The organism is Leptolyngbya sp. FACHB-671, from assembly GCF_014695745.1.
In the GTDB taxonomy this organism is placed as follows: Bacteria; Cyanobacteriota; Cyanobacteriia; order Elainellales; family Elainellaceae; genus JAAUTN01.
This window is the reverse complement of the sequence record NZ_JACJOV010000127.1, coordinates 402,034-426,638: the sequence shown is the minus strand read 5'-3', so window position 1 is coordinate 426,638 and position 24,605 is coordinate 402,034. Positions and strand designations below refer to the sequence as shown.

Below are 24,605 nucleotides of genomic sequence, written 5' to 3'. Positions count from 1 at the left end.
TTTCTCTAATCGAAGAATGGAGAAATAAATTTCGAGAGGCTTCCCTATGTCTCCCATGATCTAGGGCTGCTATAGAATGTCGTCGAAGGAGAGGTGCAAAGCTCAGTTTCTTAACCTGAGAATCGATTCTGCTGATTCACAGCTTGAGGAAAGGAGGCGATCGCAATCGTTGTAGTCCGATCGGGTATGACGATAGAAGATTACCTGAACTATAGCGATGACACTGACCGCCGCTATAAACTGGTCGATGTTAACAATAGTGACTGTACTGGAATGGGTAGACGGGCTGTATGAAGAACAGATTTACCAGGGCAGTGATCGAATTGTTTCCCCTCATTTTCCCGAATTACACCTGACTGCAGCACAGATCTTAAGTGCAGGACAGTAGAGTTCGTGTTGAGTTAGAAACTCATGAGTTTTTATGATTAAGGCTAAATCTCGATGAATCAGCAAACTACCTGAAGATTTACAGTGTTTTGAGAAGCCACTCAGTAAAGCATAGTCAGCTTGAAAATTAGTAAATCTGCTGTGGAAAAATGCAGATAACCGTGAAGAATTCAAAAACTACCTTGACCTTAACCTAATTGTTCAACTAAGTTATGCTGAAAGTGATGAACCTTTGAATTTTTAAACAAAGGTCGTAAAGTCTTTACAGCAATCACAGGATTGTATCTCACTTAACACTTTTGCGGTATGCATTTGCCGAGAGCTAGATAGCTCGTTGAACGAGGGTTGCATTACCTGTCAAATTGTGAATGTGAATAAAGCTGCCGTAGTTTACGTCAGTGGGTTGCAAAATAGTCCTTCAAGCGATCGCTTGTTGATCGCTGCAACTTTGTGTTGTCGCTACTCTCTCAATTTTAGTGAGGCAAAAATTCCCTCGATTTGAGCATCAGCAAAGTCGATATTTGAGGGAAACGAAAATAGTGCATCACCAATCTATTTCTACCTTTTATATCGGTAGATTATCGTCATAGATAAATCATCATTCCCCCTTGATGAGCAGAACTGAAATTGTGGTGCAAGAGCCAACTTATCTCGTTTAAAGACTTTGGAAAAAGGTACTCGTTGCGCTTGGAAATGAGTGCTGTTTAGTTTTGCGAGATGACTTCCGATAGTTATCCACCTGTAGTTTTTCAGAGTTGATTCATGTTACAGAAGATAGCGAGACATAGCCCCAAAAAGAAGACATATCAAGCTGATTTGAAGCGTTCTAGTCGCTCATCGCTACAAGTCATTTTGACTGTTCCTTTTGTCGTACAGCTTTTTCTAGCCGTCAGTGCAGTAGGTTACCTGTCGTTCCTTAATGGACGAGCATCGGTTAATAACTTGGTGGGTCAGTTACAGGATGAGGTTAGCGATCGCGTTTCTACTCACCTGGACGGATACCTCAGCATTCCTCACAAAATCAATGGAACAAACCTGGATGCGATCGCCGTCGGGCAAATTAACCTTGATGACCCGATCGGTACAGGACGGTTGTTTTGGCGGCAACTAGACGTGTTTAACGTCCGCTACATCAACTTTGGTGGAGTCGAAGGGAACTTTATCGGGGCGGGTCTTTACACAGACGGATATAACATCGAAGTCATTAGTGACTCAACCGAAGGGGCACTTTACACTTATGAAACCGATGACGAGGGTAACCCCACTGAAATCGAAGAAATTCTGCCTCCTGGTGAATACGATCCACGCGATTATCCCTGGTATCAAGACCCTGTTGCTGCCCGTACCTCAGTTTGGAGCAAAATTTATCTTTGGGAAGACTATCCTGAATTTATCTCCATTGCTGCGAGTGTTCCTGTTTTCACTTCAGGTAGTGAGCTGGTAGGTGTTTTGGGAGTAGATCTGCTGCTGTCTGATATCAGCGAGTTTCTGAACGAGATTGACATTACACAGTCAGGATCAATTTTCATTCTGGAGCGTGATGGCTCTCTGGTAGCTAGTTCTAACTTGGAGCAACCTTATACCCTGGTAAATGAATCCGGGGAACGGTTGCAACTGGACACGACTCCTGACCAGGGCATTCAATCGATCGGAACGGCTCTGCTGGAAAACTTCGGTGATTTGAATCAGATTGAGGAAAGTGAGCGACTCATTGCCGAGGTAGAAGGCGATCGCCAGTTTGTGATGGTGAGACCCTGGCAAGATCAATACGGACTAGACTGGTTAATCGTTGTAGCGGTGCCTGAGGCTGATTTCATGGCACAAATTAACGCTAACACCAGACTCACGATTCTCCTCTGCTTTTTTGCTTTGGGTGTTGCTGTCCTGGTCAGCTACATCACAGCGCGTGGAATCACACAACCTATCTTGCGTCTTAACCGGGCCGCGAAAGATATTGCCAATGGAGACTGGGAACAAACAGTCGATATTGAACGCTCAGACGAAGTTGGAGAATTGGCAACATCCTTTGACAGCATGTCAAACCAACTCAAGTTCGCATTTGAGACGCTAGAACAACGGGTAGAAGACCGTACCCTTGAGCTTGCAGAGTCAAATCAACAACTGGCAATAGCGAAAGATAAAGCTGAGGTGGCAAATGAAGCCAAGAGCTTATTTCTGACAAAAATGAGTCATGAGCTTCGTACTCCGTTAAACGGTATTTTAGGATACGCACAAATCATCAAGCGAGATTTAGAGCAATCACGTAGCTTTAATCCGGATGCGAGAGAAGGTCAAATTCAAGGCTTAGAAGCTATTTCATATAGTGGTTTTCATCTTCTAGGATTAATTGATGACATTCTCGGTTTCTCCAAAATTGAATCTCAAACTCTAACACTGGAGCCAAGTGAGTTTAACTTTTCTAATTTTCTTCAAGATGTCATTCACATCATTCGCGGCAATGCAGTTGAGAAGAATTTGCCGATTAATCTTGAAGAACACGGAAATTTACCAACTCAAGTCTATGCCGATCAAAAACGACTGCAACAAGTTTTACTCAACCTATTGGGAAATGCCGTCAAGTTTACAAATCAAGGTTCTGTAAAGCTGCGAGTTAGCAGGCTCGACCCAGAAAATCTCGCGACCGATGTTGAAACTGCTACTGTTCAGTTTGCAGTCATTGACACAGGAGTAGGAATCAGTCCAGATCACCTTGAAAGAATCTTCGAGCCATTTGAACAGGTTGGAGATCTTCGGCAGCGAACGGCGGGAACGGGATTAGGACTGTCAATTAGCAAGGAACTCGTCGAACTAATGGGCGGAGATCTTCGTGTCCAAAGTGAGCTGGGCCAAGGCTCGGTGTTTGAATTTAATCTAAAGCTTCCATTGATGCGTACAGTTGCAATGCCAGTAACTCCACCATCGACCGAAGGCACTGTTGCAACAATAAACACCGTTTCCCAAGTAGATCAAAATATGGTCACTCCAACGCAAGAGAACTCCAGAGGTGATTTCCCAAATAATGTCAATCAAATCATTGGCTACAAAGGAACCCGTCGCAAGCTCTTGATCGCAGACGATGATGAGACAAACCGCTTGGTATTGCTAAATATGCTGAAACCGCTTGGGTTTGAGTTACTTTTAGCAAAAGATGGAGCTGAGGCACTATCCATCATTTCCCATACCAAGCCTGACTTGCTGCTGCTGGATCTATATATGCCTGTCCATACTGGAATAACAGTGGTTCAAAGTCTAAGAGAGGATCTGGAAACCCAGAATATTCCTGTGATCATTGTGACAGCCAGCAACTTTACCATTACCAAAAATACTGTCCTGAAGCGAGGCTCTGATGCCCTGTTGACCAAACCTGTTAGCCTGGAAAAACTGCTAGCTCTACTAGAAAAATATCTGGAGCTAGAGTGGATTTTTAATGAGGTTGCGTCAGCCAGGCATAATTTGCTTCCATATCGCTAACCTTAATACCCATGTTTAGCGTTGCTTAATCTAAGCATAGACTTGAGTGGAAGCACAGCACTTCCACTCAAGTCTATATTCAAAGTTAGCAATACTAAAGCATTTTACGTTCCTGTCATTTGCTCTACTGCTATTGTGCTTCTAGTAGTTGCAAAACTTCCTGGGCTTCTGCCGCTCGTCCTTCCTGGTGGAGCAAGTCGGCAAAGGCTCTGTAGTCTCTAGCAATCCGTTCTACAAAAGCTTGCTGCTGTGCTGGGGAAAAAATTTGTAAATCAGCTCGAATTGCTTCTCGAACTGTGACGGACTGCTGATAATGGTCGATGGCTGGCTCCACTTGATTTTGCAGTACAAATAGGTGAGCAATGCTAGCGAGGTTCATTCCTTCCATCGTGCGATCGCCTACTTCTCTGATGATGCTTAACGCCTGCTGATAATGGTTCAGCGCGCTCTGATACTGTCCTGCGTTGCGGTAAGTTAGTCCAATGTTGTTGAGGATCGTTCCTTCGTTAACGCGATCGCCTACTTGCCTGGTAATGCTTAACGCCTGCTGATAGTCATTTAATGCCTGTGCATACTCTCCTAAGCGATCGTGAGCCAGTCCAATGTTGTTGAGGGTGATGCTTTCACCCGCGCGATCGCCCACCTCCCTGGTAATGCTTAACGCCTGCTGATAATGGTTCAGCGCTTGTGCATATTCTTCCAAGTTACTGTGCGCCAGTCCGATATTGTTGAGCGTGATGCCTTCTCCGGTGCGATCGCCCACCTCCCTGGTAATGCTTAGTGCCTGCTGGTAATAGTTCAGCGCTTGTGTATGCTCTCCTAAGGTGCTGGAGACCAATCCAAGATTGTTGAGGGTAATGCTTTGTTCAATCACTCCTCCTACTTCCTCGGCAGCGCTTAGTGCCTGCTGGTAGTAGTTCAGCGCTTGGGTGTACTCCCCTAAGTTGCCGTAAATCAACCCAATGGTGTTGAGGGTCGCTCCTTCTTCAGCGCGATCGCCAAGGCTTTGATAAGCAGCAACGGCTTGCTCTAGAGATGCTATGGCAGCTTGGAACTGTCCCGCTTCATATTGCTGAGTGCCTTGTTCAAAGAGGCGATCGGCTTGGGTCCGGCTTGCAGGGGTGGAAGTGGTCTGTGCTGTAGCTAAGGAAATGGCAAACGGGCTTTCTAATGGCAATGGGTTAGCAAAAGAAAGCCATAGTGCTGCTGTGGAGAGACAAAAACATTGAACAAGACGCATAGAGAGTTACTTTATAAAGTAAGTGACAGATTGGTAATAGCTAGTTACAGATCTTGATTGCTTTCATAGTAATCCTGGATCTATAGACACCCTAGAATAGGTTGTGAGAAATGCATCCCCCAGGAGTACGCTTCTCACAACCCGATCATCTTACAACTGATTTAGGACTGCTATAGAAGCAGGATAGGTTCCTGAATCTTGCAGCAACTAGCTAGTTTGCGATCGCTTATTCTAAGCGTCGTAATACCGCAATCGAGCGCGCCACAACAGGCACCGTTTGTTCGCCTGTAAAGATCCGCTGCTCTTGCACAAAGCGAGGCTCTTTTGTGTCAATGTCTACTGTCCACTGATCATTCTGAAAATCGGCAGGCAAGCTAAACTCAAGCGTTTCATAATGGGCATTAAAAAACAACAAGAAACTGTCGTCGCTAACCTTTTGACCGTGACGGCCAGGACTAGGAATTCGATGTCCATTGAGAAAAACGGCAACTGACTTGGCGTAGCCAATATCCCATTGCTCTTGCGTCATCTCACCCCCATCAGGGTTATGCCAGCTAATATCTGTTACGCCCGTCCCGTGAATCGCTTGCCCTTGAAACCACTTGCGCCGACGAAAAACGGGGTGTTGTCGCCGAAAATAAACCAGCTCCCGGCAAAAGTTCAGCAGATCTTCGTTTGATTCCTGTAAGTCCCAGTTCAGCCAGGAAATTTCATTATCCTGACAGTAAGCATTATTATTTCCTCGTTGAGTGCGTCCCAATTCATCCCCACTTAACAACATGGGAATGCCCTGTGACAGCATTAATGTAACGAGAAAATTTCGTCGCTGGCGTTCTCGCAGATCCAGCACTTCTGGGTCATCCGTTTCGCCCTCTACACCACAGTTCCAAGAGCGATTGTGGCTCTCACCATCCCGGCTTTCTTCCCCGTTTTCCTCATTATGTTTGTCGTTGTAGCTAACTAAATCATTCAGCGTAAAACCATCGTGAGCCGTGACAAAATTAATGCTGGCATTAGGCTGCCGTCCATTCATCTGAAAATATAAATCAGGGCTACCCGTGAAACGATAGGCAAACTCACCCAGCGTACTTTCTTCACTTCGCCAAAAATCACGCACGGTATCTCGATACTTACCGTTCCACTCTGACCAGTTCACCGGAAAGTTGCCAACCTGATAGCCGCCTGTTCCTACATCCCAGGGTTCTGCGATCAGTTTTACTCCCGCCAAAACCGGGTCTTGATGAATTAAATCAAAAAAGGCTGAAAGGCTGTTTACCTCATACAACTCACGCGCTAGAGCAGAAGCCAAGTCAAACCGGAAACCGTCCACGTGCATCTCTGCAACCCAGTAGCGCAAGCTATCCATAATCAGCTTTAACACCTGCGGGTGACGCATATAAAGTGAGTTGCCGCACCCAGTAAAGTCCATATAGTAGCGAGCATCACCCTCAACCAAACGGTAATAGTTGACGTTGTCAACGCCTCGCAAAGATAGAGTTGGACCTAGATGGTTGCCTTCTCCCGTGTGGTTATACACCACATCTAAAATCACTTCAATTCCGGCTCGATGCAGCGCTTTAACCATTTCCTTGAACTCAATCACCTGCTCTCCTAGCACACCGCTAGAACTGTAGCCGGAGTAAGGGGCGAAATAGTTAATCGAATCGTAGCCCCAATAGTTTCGCAGTTCCTTATCAACCAGGTGACCTGGACGAGAGAGAAAGTGATGAATCGGCATCAGCTCGACTGCAGTAACCCCCAACCGCTGAAGATGCTCGATCGCCAGCGGATGCGCTAGTCCGGCGTAGGTGCCTCGCAACTCTTCTGGAATATCAGCATGTAACTTTGTGAAACCCTTAACATGCATTTCATAGATGATAGTTTCGTGCCAGGGGGTTCTTAGTAGCCTGTCTCCTTCCCAGTCAAAGATTTCATTCACCACTACTGACTTAGGCATCAGAGAGGCACTGTCTAGTTCTGAGAATGATAAGTCTTCGTCAGGGCTGTTCCAGTCATAGCCGAACAGTTCTGGGCCACTTCCTACTTCACCATCAATTGCTTTTGCATAAGGGTCGATCAACAGTTTGTTGGGGTTAAAGCGATGTCCTTCACTAGGTGCGTGAGGGCCATGTACTCGATATCCGTAGCGTTGACCTGGGCCAATCCCAGGTAAATAACAGTGCCAAACGAAGTTACTCACTTCGGTAAGAGAGACTCGTGTTTCTTCGCCATCTTTATCGAATAGGCATAGCTCAACGCCCGTTGCATTTTCTGAAAAGAGGGCGAAGTTTGTGCCTTTTTCATCCCAATATGCGCCCAGAGGATAGACATCACCTGGCCAAACCGCTACGTGCATAAATAGGCTCCAACTAAATCTACTATTAGGGTGAACTGAACTTGAAGGTCTAATTAACTGATTCTGATTAATCGATATAAAGCGGCTGAGAAATAATTAAAGCATTACCTTTTACACTTCACCTCTCATTTTTAAATTCATCTATCTTTCGGAAGGTTTTCTATTAAAGCAATCTGTCCTCTGCGATTTCACATTATTAATCTCATAATCTAATCGCCTACGATCTAATCGCTTATGTAAAGTAGCGTACATTCAATTCGGCAGAAATTTTTGCATTGTTTTCAGAGTAAAGGATGAGGCGAAGGTTTGTTCTATAACTATTGTCATAAAGTTGTCATAGAGTTGTCATAAAAGGCTACAGGGCTTTAAAACAAAAGTGGGAGAAGTGTAAAAGACTTCCCCCATCCTTCTTACGGAAGATATTGCATTTTTAGAACAAGAACTAAACCAAATTACGTATTCGTTCCTACAAAATCTCGGATTGGTGTAGGGCTTGTCCTTTATCGGTTGGTGCGCTCAACAATTCTGGTCTGCCGTGGCAGGTAGTCATCGCCCAATTTGTTAGCACAAAACCCCAAGTCTACAGACTGGTCAGGCTGAATCGTCGTTGCCCAATCCGGGGGAATGACCTCGTAGGCTGAACCAGTGGGACTAAAAGAGCCATTCCAGCTTTGAGTAATGGCGGCATCTTTCATCTCAAACAATAATCGCCAGTTGTTGGTGCTGGTGTTGCCTCGATTTGTGACTCGGAAACTTACACAAAAACCAGTTTCCCAATCCGATTGAATGAGGGAGTTGGCAGTTAGGCTGCCCGATGCACTGGCAATAGCAGGGCTGGACACAGGATTGGAGGAACTTCGGGGAGAAGCAGACCTAGAAGATGAGTTAAAAGAGGATGGAGGGGAGGAGGGGCGATCGCCAGCAGGCAAATCAGGAGAAGGCTCTAGACCAAAAGTCGAGGTCGCAGTCTCTAAAAGCTGATTCAATAGTTCTTGTTTTGGAGTCTCAACTGTTTGCCAGTCGTCTTGCAGAATGCCGCCTGTGTCAGTACTGTTGGGGTTCCAACTCCAGTAGGTAAAGCTGAGGCTATTGTCATTGAGGTAGTCTACGAACTGCCGCTGCCAAATGCCCTCTTTAGATTCTGCGTCTATTTGCCGTCCGCCAAATTCTCCCACTAGGACAGGAGCAATACCCTGGGTGGCGATGTAATGAAAGCCTGTTTCCCAGCGAGTGTAGAGGTTATCCGGAAAATTGGGTTCTGAAAACCAGGGCTGATTGAATACCCCAGCACCGTATTCATGGGGCGAGTAAACCAGTTTGCGTGGGGCAGACAGACGGACAGGATAGTTTTTTACGCCTTCCAGGTTGCCGCCCTGCCAGTGGTCGGCAAGTCGTTGTCCGGGGACGTTGTTTTGTACGCCTTCAACAACAATTAGCCAATCGGGATTGACTTCCAGAATAGCATTTCCAGCTCGTTCCGCGGCTAAGCGCCAATCAGTGTCGCGATCGCCTGTTCCCCAACTGGCGCGACCATACGGTTCATTTTTCAGGTCAGCCCCAATCACGTTGTGCTGATTCCGGTAGCGTCTAGCGAGCATTGTCCAGGTGTCAATCCAATCAGCTTCTGTGAAGCCGTCGCCGTACCACAGTTCTGGAATTCTTTGATTGTTGAGACGATGGCTATCCAGCAAGATTAATAACCCCTGACGCTCAGCTTCTTGAATTACCAGATCCATCACTTCTAGAGGTGTTTTGCCTTCTAGCTCACGGTTGCTGCCGATGCTGAAATCTACACCAGCAATGCTGTCTGCCCGAAGTGACTGGACGGAGTAGGGTAAGCGAATGGTGTTATAACCAAGGCTGCGGATCTGCGCCAGCATCTCTTTGTAGTCTCTCAGCCATAGCCCGTGAGGAGCCTGCATCTCAGTCTCGATGCCAAACCAGTTGACCCCTCTCAGTAGAACGGCTTGTCCTCTGGTATCCACAATTTCAGCGCCACGAGTGGATAGAGGTAGCTGGATCGGAGTAGTGGCTCCGGTAACGGTCATTGGAGCATGGAAGTTCAGCGATAGCCCCATCCACAGCACCATTGATAGAAGTCCTAGCCAGATTTGTTGGGCTAAGGGTGTCCATCTTCGGCTACGATTTGGGGTTGAGCGATGAATTGGGGGAATCATGGCGAGTGCTGCTCTTATCTTTTAGGAATGGGTCGGTCAATCTGGAGCTGCACCCAAAAGTAAGCGCGAATGAAGCTATCTATCTTATTAAGCGAGTTTTGTTGAACTTGGCAAATGTAGGTTCTGCAAGTTTATGTAGCAAGACGGGCGATCGCCCAAAAAGTGCCACTTCCTCTATATCTTAGACCTCTACATCTCAGACATATAAGCAGGATTGCTAGATTCCGAGTTGCTGCATTTGAAGGGTGATACAGATGGGTACTGATCTAACAGTAATTGTACCGAAATAGCTAAATCTCTGAAGCTGGATATTTCTCTTTTGAAAGGTATTTAAGGCTAAGTACTTAAGCGTACTAAAACACTCTGAAATGGGTGCTAGAAGGCTGATTTTACTGTTCCTTTAAGTGAATGTGAAAAGTTTTTTGGAAGAGGAAAAAGTTTAAGAAATAGTCTGCAACGATCGCAATCTTATTGTTAGGAAAGTTCATTTTGACTTTACAGGACTGCCTCGGACTTTACTAGGTCTATACGGTTGTTTACGGAGATTACGTTTAACTTGGATGGAAAGGCAACAAAACTTCAGTAATTCTGTTGTTCCGCAGTAATACTTCAATCGAGTATTGCTGCCGCCAAATTGAAAAACGATTCCCCCCTCTGTTTAGTAGGAATTAGATTATGACTACACCACTCCAACGCTTCGTGCTACCAGCCGTAATGCTGTCAGGTGCAGTTTTTGCCGCCGCTACTTTGCCATTGGTCGTACTAGGTTCCGAACCAGTGGATATTCACCTTGAGGACGAACCCGTGTTCTCCGGTGAAGTCAAAGATTTGGCTGCTCCTTACCTGGGCATTGCAACGGTGATGAGTCTTGGAATGGGTGTTGCTACCATCTCGGCATTGGGTTGGAGCCAGTCTTCGCGCAAGTCTTCTGAAGTCGAAGATCAGGTTTCCTCTCTACAGCGTGATTTGCAGGAAAAAGAGGCTCAAATCGAAGCTCTCCAGTTTTCTGAAAAGCGCTTAAACGCTGCTGGGCTACAGTATTTTCTGCAAGATGAAGTAGAAGAGGGTAATGCTCAACCCGTTGCTTCTGCTCCTTCAGGGCATCCAGTTCGGACGGTGGAAGATGATGATCCGACTGAGCCCTTAGAAACGGCGATCGCTTCTGGCAGGTTTGACGCAAATGCTCAAGCCTCCAAAGCGGCATCTCATTCTGCGGCACCCACTTTTACTCACTATGCTCAGCCCACGTCCGCTATGAAGCAAGGGGTTGCCTCTGTGCCTCAGTCTACTCATGCTGCAGAGCCAAAACAGGTGAATGAGTTGATTGACCACCTCAAGCAAGTAATGGCTCAAATCGAAGAGCTGCAAACGGTTGGCGCAATTCCAGCTAACTCACTTTCACCTGTTACGGTGTCTTACAAATCTGGAGCTGCTTAGTGTTAATAATGGTCGGGCGAAGCAACTGTTTAGATGCTTCGCCTGTTAGTCATTGGTCATCGGCTACTGGTTTCTAACAAGTAACAAGTGATAAGTGATAAATGACAATTAGCGGGCAAGGTGCCCGCGTGGTGGTGATGGAGTTAACGTAGAAAAGCGTCGGATGAGATCGGAGCATCTGTTTGAGTTGGGCTAAGTGCTGGTGGACTGGCACTAGTGGCTTCTAAGCTCGATGACGTTGAATTCGCTTCACCATCTGTCTGACTGACTGGAGGAGTTGTACCACCAGTGGGCAACGCAACAATTAGGGTCTTGCTCGCCTGAAGATATAGCTCTCCATCTGCATTGAATTGCACTAAACTCCCTGTTAAAGTTTCACCCTGGCTCTCTAACTGGTCTTGTAATGTTGCAGGTTGATTTGCCGGATCAAGCGTCACTAGGAAAGTCACGTTTGGGTCGGGCTGAACCTGCACTCCTAGATTGCCCTGATCTAGCTGCCAAACCTCTTGAAACTTGCCGTTTGGGGCGACTTGCCAGAGTGTAAGGTTGGCTTCCCACCTTCCCTGTTCAACGGGCGCAAATTGTCGGGCTAACACCGAGTAAGAGGAGCCAGAATTAGCGATCAATTGACCTGAGGTTTGCAGATAGCGAATCGCAGAAATTGTGATTTGTGTCTGGTCAGGTAGATTTGTGCTGCCTGTCACCCTGTATCCTCCTGGTTGCCCAAATGGGTCTATCCGCTCAACCTCTAGCTGTGGGACGGCCGGTTCGGATGATCGGCTAAACCTACTGATGGGTTGAGCACATCCAGTCGTTAGAAGTACTGCTAGCAGCACTACGGTTAAACACACAATTCGCTGTTGAATCCTCAAAACAGCTTGAATTTGGTGGGAAATTGTAGGATTAGTTTGATTCAGGAACATAAGCGATCGCCAGATTAGATTGGTGCAAGCAAATAATGCTGATTAAAACCTCAGCAAACTAGCCGAAGTTTGGCACAAAATTAACCGGATTACACAGGGTATTTGCGTAAGTATTGATGGAAGATTAATCCTTGGCAAGAGAGACAGAAGTTTGGCACAGAATTGCCAAATCACACAGGGTACTGGCAGCATCTCCACGCATCTCCACACTAGCCTCGACCTTCCTGTGTAAGCCACAGACTAAGCCTTAACCATCAAACTGCACAGCAGATTAAACAGCTAGCCTACCTCTGAGTGGGTCTGTTTTCACACGATCTTTAGGAGTGAAGACCCCAATGAAAGTCGGACTTTTTAAGTCTGTCCTCCTCAACTTTTTATTGTTTTCCGGTGCCTATTTTGTTTGCTTTGAATTCGGTTTTCTTACAGGTTCAACTTTTTCTTTAGGAAAAGCAAATGCCGCTCCCATCCCTGATGCAATTCTGGATGAGTCAAGCTCTGATTCTGCAACTGATCATGATTCATTGGTTGATTCTGAAACAACAGTGGTCATTGCAGAGGCTAAAGGCGTAGCCGAATCAGCAGAAAGTGATTCTCACATTGCGGCACTGCCGACAGACGAGACGCTAAACCGATTTGCTGACGAAAATGACTCAAATTTAGCAGGTACTGCACCACCCGCTCCAGCTCCTATAGCTGCGGTCACGGTGCCTGCCTGGAGATCTCCCACACCTTCCCAATCTGATCCTCAATCTGACTACCAAACTGAAGATGAGTTAATCGCGCAGATGACGGGTGCTACAGCGTCCCCTGAATCGGCGAATGAAACTGCAACTGAAACTGCGACTGAATCGACGGGAAATGAATCGGCGATCGCCATTCCCGTTCCCACACCTGGGATGGTGCCACCTGTATCAGCAGAGACGGGGGTTGAGCCCACATCAGTTATGCCAGGGGCGATCGCTCCCGTTCCCCCAACTGCCGCTACTCCAACTGTTGCTACTCCAACCACCATTGCCTCAACCGCCATTGCTACAACCGACGTAGGAAGTAGGCTCTTTACGCCTGACCAATCCAGCAATACGGCTGCAATTTCTGCTTTTGAGGCAGCGCAAATCAACCAAGTTTTGCCCAGCGTCGCTGCTAGCCCTACGCTTCCAACGACTGCACCCGTTGCCAGTCAAGCGGCTCAGCTAACGCCTCCAGGTGAATCGCTCACCTCACAGGCTTCAGGAGAAAATTCTTTACTTCGCAGTACGGCACTCACACCACCCTCGATTACCCTGCAAGGTGTTTACATTTTTCAGGATAGTGAATCTTCGGCGCGGGCGCGACTGCGGGCAGTTTATCCGATTACGCCAAACCTTCAGGCAGGCGCGACGCTCGACTTGACGGAAGGGGATGCGCTGACCGATTCGCCAGATGGCGGGCTGAGCATCAACGAACTGTATCTGGCGGCATCGCTGGAAGATGTACCCAACCTGCGGTTTGTGATTGGACAACTTGACCTGACCTCTTACTTTGATCGCAACAGTTTTGCCAAAGATGGGGCAAGTCAGTTCTTTAACCCGGTGTTTCAAACGAACCCAGCGTTGACCGCGACGGGCATTGGTTCTCGCCCTGCGGCACTCGTCAATTGGAGTCTGACCGACAACATCGAAGCTAGAGCTGCTGTGTTTTCGTCGTCCCGTAACATAGGTGACTTTGACCTGGACGGATTTGCTGGAGAAGTTGCCTTCTGGTTAGGAAATGCGATTATCCGAGGCACCTATGCCACAGGCAGCGATGCTGGGAATGACAGCGGATTTAACGAGATTTTTGACGTTGACCGGGGCGATGGCGAGTTTGGGCTGCGCGAGTCTGACCGCGAGGAGTCTTACGGAGTCAACGCTGAAATCTTTGTCCCTGAGCTAAATATGGGAATTTTTGCTCGTTACGGACGTTACGAGAACCGTGACCTGGATGCGAGTGGCGATACCTACAGCGGTGGCGTGACATTTCTGGACTTGTTTATGCCAAACGATCGCCTGGGGCTAGCCTACGGTCGCGGTTTGTCTAACGAGTCACTGCGGAGCCGTTCTAATCGCGACATTCCTGATGTGGCAGAGCTGTTTTATGACTTCAGCGTGCTGCCTAATCTGCGACTGGGTTTCACCCTCCAGCAGATCGATGGTTTCTCTGAGACGATCGCTGGATTCCGCATTCGGACTGAATTTGACGTTACACCCAGGGGCAGCTTGTAGCCATGAAAAAGTTTGCTTTATCCAAATCCTGTCATCGGCTGGTTAGCCTGCTACTGCTGGCATGTCTGAGTGCGACCCCGCTGTTAGCGCTGGCGATCGCCCCTTCCGCTGCTCAAGCTCAGGCGGTAAGTTCTGCCATTCGCAGAGCCTACACGCTGCTGAGTCAGGGATTGGTCGATCAGGCAATTACAGCATTTCAGCAGGCGGTGCGGCAAAATCCCCAATCGGTCGAGGCGCAGTTGGGTTTGGCGATCGCCTACCGTCGAGCCGGACGGGATGCAGAGGCATTTCAAGCCTACGAGCAGGTGTTGACCATCGACCCCAACAATCGATTGGCACTCAATACCATTGGCTTGCTGGGTGGCTATCGTTCCGAGTGGCAAAACCGGGGCATTGAAGCGCTGAATACGCTGCTGACCATTGACCCAAACGATAACCAGGCAAGAGCACAGCGGGCGCTGCTGTATAGCTACCAGGGCAGATTTGCCGATGCGATCGCCGACTACGAAGTTGTGCTGCAAAACAATCCCACGCCGGATGCCGTCCTGGGTGCAGCGCAGGTTTACACCTACACAGGCGACTATCGGCGTGGTCTGGAGCTATTTAACCGCTACCGAGCTAGTGGACAGTCGATTTCTGGGAATTCGGCGATCGCCTATGCGTTGGCTCTCCAGGAAACAGGCAATCCAGCAGAGGCAATTCAAGTACTGGAACCGCAACTGCGGCAGTCGCCCCAAATTAACCGAGATACGATCCAGCTTCGGGCAGCGTTGGCTTCGGCGTATGCAGCAAATCGGCAGTTTACCGAGGCAGAGGCAGCGATCGATCCCTTGCGCGGACGGGGTGATTCACGCCTGACGCTAGCTCGTGCCCTCAGTGTGATGGGGCGGTACAGCGGCAACACTGCCTATCACACTGAAGCTGCCTCGCTATATCGTCAGGTTCTCACCACGACCAGTGCTTCTCCGGCTCTGGTGCGTGAGGCGGCGGACGTGCTGAGCGGCGTATCGAGTGAACAGGCATACGCGCTTCAGCTTTACCAGCAGTTGACTCCCCAATTTCCTGATGACAAGGGCTTGCTGACGCAGCAGTTGGTGTTGCAAAGCCAGCTTGGACAAATTTCTAGAGCCGATCTGCGGCAGCGACTTCAGGCTGAACTACAGCCTTTGCCGAGCGATCGCTTCCAGCAACAGGTGATTGCACGATCGCTTCTACGAATCGATTCCCCTGATCCAGAACTGCTGCCGATTTATCAATCGCTGCTGTCGGCTGGTGTGAACGAACCGCTGCTTAACTTCCGCGTCGCTCAAATCCTGATTCAGCGGAATGATTACGCTGGGGCAAGAACGGCATTGAATGCCTACAGTGCAGCAGTTGGTCCGGCAGACCAGTCACCGAACTTGCTTTTGGCAGAAATCGATCGGCGTGAAGGCAACCTAGATTCGGCCGCACAGCGCTATGAATCAATCATTGCCAGCAATCCGGCAGATGAAGGCGTACTGAACGGCGCGCTGCAAGGTTTGGCAGGCATTCGGCAGGCGCAGGGACGGGTGAATGAGGCGATCGCCTTCTACGATCAGCTGATCGCCCGCGATCCGCAAAATCTCACCCTCCAACTCGGACGTGCCAGTCTTGCCTATCAGGGACGGCTGATCTCTGAAGCGGAAGCACAGGCGGTGCTGAGCCGCTGGCTGCAAGAGCGTCCCGCTACCGACACACCACCAGAACTGTATAACCTGGTCAGCGTGTTGCCCGCCAATGCTCAGCGAGAGACGCTTTACCTGACGCTGCTAGAGGCTGATCCCAACAACATTCCAATTCAGCTCCGATTGGCGCAGGTGATAGCTCCGCGTGACCCTGCTTTGGCACGGGCAAGAGTCACAGAACTGATTGCCCGCGATCGCACCAACCTCAGCGCCTACTTTGTCCAGGGAGAACTGGCACAACAGCTAGGCGATCTGGATCTGGCTAGCGAATCCTACGAAACCATTCTCAGCCAGGAACCCAACAACACCGATGCGCTTTCTGCCTTGGGAGGCGTTCGGTTTCAGCAGCGGCAGTATGACTCCGCCGCCCAGCTTTACAACCAGGTGTTGAGCATCCGCCCCGACGATCCGGTCGCCCAAACTTCCTTAATTGCCCTGACCGCTGTACAGGGCAGACGACTGGAAGCACTCCAGCGGCTTGAACAAATTCAGGTTCAGCAACTCGCTCAAGGGATTACAGACGAAAACCTGAATCAGCAAATGCAGCTTTTAGAGGAAGGCTTCCTCCAACAGCGAGGATTTCAGCCCCCTTGGGAGCGGTATTAGGGGCTAGGTGGCTGGGGGCTAGGGGCTAGGGATGCAGATTCTAACCCTCCTCAGTTCCCTACACTCCCCACTCTCTAACCCTCCTACACTCTCTAACCCCTAATTCCTAACTCCTAACCCCCACCCCTACTTCCTATGCGTCCATCTCGTCACTCTCCTCCCTCCTTTCCACTTCGCCGCGTTTCTAGCCGATTTCGCCTGTGGCGGCGTTCCCTCATTTTGCTTTTCTGTTTGAGTTGTTTGAGTACTCTGTTGGGACTAACCACTCTGGCTCAAGCTCAGACCGATCGCCCAATTCAGCAACAGGAAGAGCAGGTAATTCGGGAGTTTGTCTTGCCCGAAGCGCCGCGTCAGGCTCCGGTTTATCGTCCTCGCCCTGCCCCGCCGAGTGCGCCACCTGCTAGTAGTGGAGGGCGATCGCAACCCTCTAACACTTCTCCTCGCCCCGCGCCTGCGGCTCGTCAGCCTGCACCCGCGCCTGTAGCAGAATCCACAGAGGAGCCAGCCACATCCCCTGAGGAGCCAGCCACGCCTGCAACCACCTATGAATACATGCTGTCCTTTAACCGCAGTCCGGTGGTGGGAAATCGCTTGCGGCTAGAAGGAATTTATCCAGAAACGCGGCTGGGCTTTACTCGTCCGAGGGGTTGGGGGGTGAAGTCAGCTAAGGCACTGATTCGGTTTCAGCATTCCCCAGCATTGTTGCCCAACCAGTCGAGCATGACGGTGCGGGTGAATGATACGAGCATTGGCAGTGTTGCGCTGAATCGACCCAACTCTCAAGTCGGACAGGTTTTGTTTAACATTCCCACGTCGCTGTTGCAGGACAGGAATGAGATTTCGATCGCCACTCAGCAGCAGAATTCAGAGGAATGCACCGACCCAACTGACCCGATGCTGTGGACGGAGGTGCTGCCCGACTCGAAATTGCTGTTTGAGTTTGAACCGCAGGCAGTCGCCCTCGACTTTAACCGCTATCCCTATCCTTTTATTGACGATTTAGGACTCGATCGCGATCGCCTGGTTTACCTGCGTCCTAAAGAATTAAGTGAATCCTGGCTTACCTCTGCCGCTCGGTTTCAGGCTTCTGCTGGTCGCTATGCCGACTTTCGCCCAGTTGACACGCGTATGGTGACAGATTTGGATCAGGTGCAGGGGGGCGATCGCCTGATTCTCATCGGCACTCCCACCGAACAGCCTGTGCTCAAAAACCTATCGCTGCCCTTCCAGTTTCAGGGCAACCAGCTTTTAGACGGCAACCGCAGCACCCTGCCGGGGGATGTAGGTGTGCTGATGATGACCACGCTGGAAGATAACGGCGTTCCAGTTTTAGTGGCTACAGGCAACGATGCTGCCGGGGTTGCCAAAGCCGTACAGTTTCTTGTGCAGTCTGATGGTCAGTCACTAGGCGCAGGTCAGGCGCTAATTGTCACTAATATCGACGAAGTTTCATCCCCACCTCCGCGTCAGTGGGATCGCTACCTGCCCACCGAAGACACCTTTACCCTTAGCAGTTTGCGCAGTACGGATGGCGAACCGTTCAAAGACACGACTGTGCATGGCTCCAATGCGCCACCGATTCGGTTTAACTTTTGGGCGTTGCCCGATGACCAGTTTATGCGCGGCAACACAATGACGCTGCGCTACAGCTACAGCCCTCAGGTCAATCCTCGCACTTCAGCGATCGAGGTTCGGATTGATGGTGTGACGGTTGGTGGCAAGCGACTCGCTTCAGAAGAAGGGGGACGCGAATCGCTCAATGTGAATTTGCCAGAGAGCCTGATTCAGCCCAACTCTCAAATTGAAGTGTTGTTTGTCCTGCGACCACGGGTCACGGAGGAATGTGGTCAAAGTCAGGATCAGCAGCTTTGGGGTACCGTTCATGGTGATACTAGCTTTGACCTGAATCGGCAGAATGCGGTGCAGTTGCCCGACCTGCGGTTGTTGCAAACGGGCTTTCCGCTCGCTGCACCTCAAGATCTTTCCAGCACGGCAGCCGTGCTGCCCGACGCACCCAACGATTACGAAGTGATGACGCTGCTGAAGCTGAGCGAACGCCTGGGGCGAGTCAGCCGCGCTGACTCGGTGAAGCTAAACGTTTATCAGGCAAACAGCGTTCCAGCAGAGGTACGAGAGCAAAAGAACCTGGTGGGAATTGGCATCCGCGATCGCTTCCCCATTCCCGAAGCCTTTGCGGCAAATTCTGGGGGGCTGAAGTTAGGCGAATTCTTTTCTCGTCAGCGCAACAATAACCAGTTGCAAACTTTATCTGATGAGGAAGGCGTAATCAAGTCCGTGATTTCTCCCTGGAATGCTGAGCGTATCTTATTGGCTCTCACCGCCCAGTCAAACCAGGGCTTGGATCGGGTACAGGAAATGTTTGCCAATGATCCGCTGTTCTTCCAATTCCAGGGAGACACGGTGCTAGTGGCAGCTAATCAACCGAATCCTTCTCCCTACGATGCGACAGGCTATAACTTGGAGTTTCTTCAGCAGACCAACCAGCGGCGAATCGAGCAAACTAACCTGCTGGGTCGGGCCACTCGCTTCTTGCAAGACAACTGGTTTCTTCTGCCCACTGGCATCGTAGTAGCTGCGCTGATGCTGTACGGCATTTCTCAACTTTATATCAACCGCATTGCCAGTGGAGGTGCAAGATGACCAGTTCTTCTCATGAGCATCAGGGCAGCCCGCGTCCGACCGGAATCCTGTGGTTGCTCAGCCGCTTACCAGATTGGCTTGGGGTTCTCTTTGGTGGGTTGGGTCGCTCTCTGCTGATGGTGCTGGTGTTTTTGGTGCTGGTGCTGTCAGTGCCGCTGATTATTGCACCACTCACGATCTGGCAACAAACCATCGTGGCGATCTTGCTGATGCTGATTGGCTGGTTTATGGTGCGGCTAGAGCAGCGGCAAACCCAGCAGCAGACGAGTGAATACTTACACTTATTTTTGGTCTGGCTGAGCATTGTCACCACCTTTCGCTATCTCTATTACCGCACCAGCTACACGCTAAATCTGGATAGCTGGGTGAATGGAACGCTGAGTATTCTGCTGTTTGGGGCAGAACTGTATGCGATCGCCACTCTCCTGCTCGCCTACTTTCAAACGCTCAAACTCAAAGACCGCCAGCCCGTAGACCTCTCTGCTTATCCTAAAGATCAGTGGTTTAGCGTTGATATCTACATTCCCACTTACAACGAGGATGTAGAAATTGTGCGAAAAACTGCCCTGGCAGCAATGGCGATCGACTATCCACCCGAAAAGAAGCGGGTGTATGTGCTAGATGACGGGCGCAAATTTCCTGAGCGGCGAGAACAGCTTCGTCAGATCTGCAACGAACTGGGCTGCATGATGCTGATACGTGACAACAACGATCACGCCAAAGCCGGAAACATCAACACGGCAATGCAGCACACGACGGGTGAACTAGTTCTGATCCTGGATTGCGATCACATTCCCACTCGTCAGTTTTTGCTGCACACTGTTGGCTTCTTTTATGACGCCAAAGTGGCGCTGGTGCAAACCCCTCACTGGTTTTATAATCCTGACCCGTTTGAGCGCAACCTGCTGACGCAGGGCAGAGTCCCAGTTAACAATGAGCTGTTCTACAAAGTCCTGCAAAAGGGAAATGACTTCTGGAATGCTGCCTTTTTCTGCGGTTCCGCAGCCGTTTTCCGCAAAGATTATGTGCAGGAAGTTGGCGGCATTGCCGTGGAGACTGTGACTGAAGACTGCCATACTTCCCTGCGATTGCACTCCAAAGGCTACAAGTCGGTTTACTACGACAAGATCATGGTGGCAGGTCTGGCTCCAGAGCGGTTTTCTGCTTACGTGGGGCAGCAGGTCCGCTGGGCGCGAGGTATGGCACAGATTTTGCGGCTAGAAAACCCGCTGTTTAACCCCAAACTCAAACTCAGTTTGGCGCAGCGATTGTGCTACTTCTCGGCGACTTCTCACTTCTTCTTTGGGTTTCCTCGGTTGATGTATGCGATCGCCCCCATCCTCTACCTGCTGCTGGGCGTTGACCTGATTCGCGGTTTAGGTACAGAAACGCTAGCCTACGCCCTGCCCCACATCGTGTTGGCGATGAACGCCAACTACATCACCTATAAAACTGTTCGCTTCTCCTTCTGGAACGAGATCTTTGAATATGCAATGGCATTTCAAGACGGTCTGGTTACCTTCATGGCGTTGCTCAATCCCAAGTTGGGCAAATTCAATGTGACCGCCAAAGGCACGATGGTCAACAAACGCAGCTTTGACTGGAGTTCTGCTCAGGTGCCTGTGATTGTTTCCATTCTGCTGCTGGTTTCCCTGATGACGGTGCCCTTCTGGTTAATCTTGCGACCCGAAAACCAGGAAGCTGTAATCATCAATGCCGCCTGGAGTGTGTTTAACCTGCTGCTGTTGATTGCCGCAATTCTCGTTGCCTTTGAGCAGCCTCAGTTGCGCCGCGCTCACCGTCTCGATCGCCAGCTTACAGCCATTATCTATAGTCAAGACCAGACCTGGACAGGTAAAACCCTGGATGCGAGTGAGACGGGTTGCCGCATTCTGCTAGAAAATTGGCCCAACCTGCCCGATCAGATTGAGCTAGAACTGGTGGGCGACTTTGGCGCACGAGCATTTCTAAATGGGCAAATCATTCGGGTAACGCCGCAAAATGATAATCAAATCATCGTAGCGGTAGACTTTGTTAATCCGACTCCAATCCAGTTTGACGCACTGGTGTTGGTTCTCTACTCGGACGTTAACCAGTGGTACTCCCAAGAACGCCAGAACTTGGACAACCCGTTGGGTTCGCTCAGGTTTTTGATCACGGGACTCTTCCGGGTATTCCAAGATCCCAAACCAGACCCCAGAGTGACGGTGCGAAAACAGGTGAGCGCAGCTGTGCAAATTTATTGGGAAGGGCAATTTCACCCTGCCACAGCAACCGAGATCAATACCCGCACGCTGCGTCTGGAGTTGACTGAAAAGACAATTCACAACCTGGATGAGATGAGGCACAACAAGCCAGCAATAGGACTGTTAGTCAGCCAATATTCCACTGACCCACTCCCTAAACGGCTGATTGCTCAAGTTGAGACGATTGAGTTGCCAGGACGGATGGTGGATACGCCTTACAGTGCAGCCTCTACAACTAGCCCCACGGTGATCGAGTTACGGTTTCCCAAGAATCTCGATCGCCAACAGGGAATCAAAATCAAACAGCTTCTCAAAACGCTGAGGTGAAACAGCGTTCTGTTTAGAACCTCGTCCGCTCAAAACTTGATTTATGGAACAAAGAGGTTAGGGATATCCCTGACCTCTTTGTCTTATGAAACCCTGAAACCTAATAGTGCTCCGTAGGTTGGGTGAAGCAAAGCGTAACCCAACAGAATCTACATAAGCATTAGGCTTCACGTCGTTCCACCTCATCTACATCAAAATATGTGTCAGCCAATTAACCCTAACCGCCTCTTTGTGAAAGAGAAAGATCCAGGCTGGAAATAGAAGGGCTTCACGTCAACAGTTGAGTTATTGCCCTAGCACAGAAGGTTTAACTCAAAAAACACGACGAAATCTTTTTCCAGGGTGACAAAACTCTTCTCCAGGACGACAGAACCTCTTTTTGGCGTAACAGAACCTCTTTCTGGGGTGACAAAACTCCTCTCCAGGACGACAGAACCTCTTTTCGGCGCGACAGAACCTCTTTCGAGGATGACAAAACTTCTTTTGGGCGCGACAGAACCCCTTTTCGTCCCGATCAAGGGCTAATGTTGGGTGTTTAAGCCAAAATTTGGGAACGATTGGAGGAAAGTCGCGGCTTTTTTCTAATTGTGGGACTCGTAATATGGCAAGTCTGAAGCGTTGGGTTCCGCTCTGCTCCACCCAACCTACCGTTCTAATATCCACAATTTGTGCAGGTTGGGTAGGTTGGGTGAAGTGCAGCGGAACCCAACGTTCTAGCTTAACGCGCTACTAACCGTTCTAATGTCCGCGAGTTGTGCAGATCAGCTTCCGCTGCTAACTGAGTTGTAAAAACGTGGATTAGACCATTTACAGTGATAAAGCTTGTTCTGAATACAGGTTTGATCCAGCGAGGTGCAGGGGTTATGGTTCGCGCAGTTAGCTCAAATAAATACTACCGCAGAATGATGTGCTGGTTGCTTGAGGAAGATAAGCAAACTATAGAGGGCCCTTACCCCAAAGAGCAAACCCATCAAAAACATGTTTGGTGGCAGGTCATGTGCCTTACGGGAGTTGATTACTTCTCAACTCTAGGCTACCAACCTGGAATTGCGGCTTTAGCGGCAGGCGCTCTTTCCCCATTGGCAACCTTAATCCTGGTGCTGCTAACGCTGTTTGGAGCTTTACCTATCTATCGACGGATTGCAGCCAAAAGCCCTCATGGCGAGGGTTCAATTGCAATGCTAGAGCATCTGCTTCCCTGGTGGCAGGGTAAGTTTTTTGTGCTTTGCCTACTGGGTTTTGTGGCAACTGATTTCATTATTACTATTACGCTTTCAGCAGCGGATGCTACAGCTCATATTATTGAGAATCCTCTAGCCCCGCACTTTTTGCACGGGCAGGCGATCGCCATTACCCTCGTACTCATTACCCTACTGGGAGCTGTATTTCTTAGAGGATTTCAGGAGGCGATCGGTCTAGCGGTTTTTTTGGTGGGTGCTTACCTGCTGTTGAACCTGATCACCATTGGAGTTGGGGTGTCCCAAATTGTTCAGCAACCTTCTGTCATTGGGGATTGGCAACGAGCTTTGTTTGCCAGTCATAGCAATCCTTTAGCAATGTTAGGTGTGGCAGTTCTGCTTTTCCCAAAACTGGCGCTGGGTTTGTCAGGGTTTGAAACGGGAGTTGTTGTAATGCCTCTGGTTAAGGGAAATAGCAGTGATAGGGAGGATTATCCAATTGGGCGCATTCGCAATACGCGGAAGTTGCTGACTACAGCAGCATTAATTATGAGTTTCTTCTTGCTGAGCAGCAGCTTGGTGACGACACTGCTAATTCCAGCAGCAGAGTTTGAACCGGGAGGCGATGCTAGCGGTCGCGCTCTGGCTTACATTGCTCACCGTTATCTAGGCAATGGCTTTGGCACAATCTATGATTTGAGTACGATCGCCATTTTGTGGTTTGCAGGCGCATCTGCAATGGCAGGATTGTTAAACATCGTGCCGCGCTACTTACCGCGCTATGGCATGGCACCGAACTGGACGCGAGTCACTCGCCCGCTCGTTCTGGTTTACACCATTATTGCCTTTGCTGTAACCGTTCTCTTTAAAGCGAGTGTAGAAGCACAGGGAGGAGCTTATGCTACAGGCGTGTTGGTGTTGATGACTTCCGCAGCAGTCGCAGTGACGCTATCCTCTCGTCGCCACGGAACCCAACGAGCAAGATTCGCTTTTGGTGCCATCACTTTAGTATTTATCTACACCACTATTGTCAATATTATTGAAAGACCTGAAGGGATCAGAATTGCTGGCTTTTTCATTGGAGCGATCGTGCTGACCTCTCTGGTTTCGCGGGTATGGCGATCGACTGAACTACGGGTAGAGCAAGTTGAAATGGATGAAACGGCTCGTCGTTTTATCGCTGACGCAAGCCAACAGACAATACGGCTGATCGCGAATCGGTTTAATGTTGGAGATGTCGAAGAATACCACCAGAAAGAAAAGGAAGTCCGAGAGGATAATCATATTCCGTTAGAAGATCCTGTCCTCTTTCTAGAGGTTCAAATTGTTGATGCATCGGAGTTTGCCGATATTGTTCGAGTGAAAGGCACTACCGTCGGAAATTACCGCATTCTGAGGGCTGAAAGTGCTGCTGTGCCGAATGCGATCGCTGCCATCTTACTCCATACCCGTGACCAAACTGGCGAACTTCCTCATGCCTATTTTGGCTGGGTAGAGGGAAACCCAATTCAATACCTGTTGCGCTTCATTCTGTTCGGAGAAGGTGACATTGCAGTTGTGACTCGCGAAGTGCTGCGTAAGGCGGAGAAAGACCCTGAGCGACGTCCCTCAATTCATGTGGGTGGGTAAAGCGGAATCTCTGCCAACTAT

General features: G+C 49.4%; 12 protein-coding genes. 8 read left to right on the top strand and 4 right to left on the bottom strand.

Annotation, left to right across the window (positions count from 1 at the left end):
• Positions 1 to 217 precede the first annotated feature (217 nt).
• Positions 218 to 388, top strand: coding sequence for a hypothetical protein (locus H6F93_RS18410; RefSeq protein WP_199313790.1), 171 nt, complete (start codon positions 218 to 220; stop codon positions 386 to 388).
• Between the two features lie 761 nt (positions 389 to 1,149).
• Positions 1,150 to 3,858 (top strand): hybrid sensor histidine kinase/response regulator, encoded by a 2,709-nt coding sequence (locus H6F93_RS18405; protein WP_190683579.1) that lies wholly within the window; start codon positions 1,150 to 1,152, stop codon positions 3,856 to 3,858.
• A 130-nt stretch (positions 3,859 to 3,988) separates the two neighbouring features.
• Here the strand turns inward: H6F93_RS18405 and H6F93_RS18400 are convergent, their stop codons facing one another.
• The 3 genes from H6F93_RS18400 to H6F93_RS18390 all read right to left on the bottom strand — a co-directional run bounded on the left by H6F93_RS18400 (position 3,989) and on the right by H6F93_RS18390 (position 9,631).
• Positions 3,989 to 5,098, bottom strand: coding sequence for a tetratricopeptide repeat protein (locus tag H6F93_RS18400; RefSeq protein WP_190683575.1), 1,110 nt, complete (start codon positions 5,096 to 5,098; stop codon positions 3,989 to 3,991).
• Positions 5,099 to 5,324: 226 nt separating this feature from the next.
• Positions 5,325 to 7,454 (bottom strand): glycogen debranching protein GlgX, encoded by a 2,130-nt coding sequence (glgX, locus tag H6F93_RS18395; protein WP_190683572.1) that lies wholly within the window; start codon positions 7,452 to 7,454, stop codon positions 5,325 to 5,327.
• 500 nt (positions 7,455 to 7,954) lie between these two features.
• The gene (locus H6F93_RS18390; RefSeq protein WP_190683568.1) at positions 7,955 to 9,631 is read right to left on the bottom strand and encodes a cellulase family glycosylhydrolase; all 1,677 of its coding nucleotides are present in this window, start codon (positions 9,629 to 9,631) and stop codon (positions 7,955 to 7,957) included.
• A gap of 675 nt (positions 9,632 to 10,306) precedes the next feature.
• Here H6F93_RS18390 and H6F93_RS18385 point away from each other — a divergent pair.
• Complete coding sequence (locus H6F93_RS18385; RefSeq protein WP_190683563.1) at positions 10,307 to 11,068, top strand: hypothetical protein; 762 nt, start codon at positions 10,307 to 10,309, stop codon at positions 11,066 to 11,068.
• Positions 11,069 to 11,211: 143 nt separating this feature from the next.
• Here H6F93_RS18385 and H6F93_RS18380 read toward each other — a convergent pair whose 3' ends face one another.
• Positions 11,212 to 11,991, bottom strand: coding sequence for a hypothetical protein (locus H6F93_RS18380; RefSeq protein ID WP_190683561.1), 780 nt, complete (start codon positions 11,989 to 11,991; stop codon positions 11,212 to 11,214).
• A gap of 335 nt (positions 11,992 to 12,326) precedes the next feature.
• On the opposite strand from H6F93_RS18380, the gene H6F93_RS18375 reads away from it, so the two are divergent.
• From H6F93_RS18375 to H6F93_RS18355, 5 genes are all read left to right on the top strand, one after another.
• Positions 12,327 to 14,231, top strand: a complete 1,905-nt coding sequence (locus tag H6F93_RS18375) for a carbohydrate porin (protein ID WP_190683558.1) — start codon at positions 12,327 to 12,329, stop codon at positions 14,229 to 14,231.
• 2 nt (positions 14,232 to 14,233) lie between these two features.
• Positions 14,234 to 16,543 (top strand): tetratricopeptide repeat protein, encoded by a 2,310-nt coding sequence (locus H6F93_RS18370; protein ID WP_190683555.1) that lies wholly within the window; start codon positions 14,234 to 14,236, stop codon positions 16,541 to 16,543.
• 135 nt (positions 16,544 to 16,678) lie between these two features.
• Positions 16,679 to 19,204 (top strand): cellulose biosynthesis cyclic di-GMP-binding regulatory protein BcsB, encoded by a 2,526-nt coding sequence (locus H6F93_RS18365; RefSeq protein ID WP_190683553.1) that lies wholly within the window; start codon positions 16,679 to 16,681, stop codon positions 19,202 to 19,204.
• A complete protein-coding gene (bcsA, locus tag H6F93_RS18360) occupies positions 19,201 to 21,777 on the top strand; it encodes a UDP-forming cellulose synthase catalytic subunit (RefSeq protein WP_190683550.1) in 2,577 nt (858 codons plus the stop codon). The genes H6F93_RS18365 and bcsA overlap by 4 nt, the downstream gene beginning before the upstream one ends.
• Positions 21,778 to 22,640: 863 nt before the next feature.
• Positions 22,641 to 24,584: an APC family permease gene (locus H6F93_RS18355; RefSeq protein WP_190683547.1), complete on the top strand. Its 1,944-nt coding sequence runs from the start codon at positions 22,641 to 22,643 to the stop codon at positions 24,582 to 24,584.
• The last annotated feature ends 21 nt before the right edge of the window (positions 24,585 to 24,605 follow it).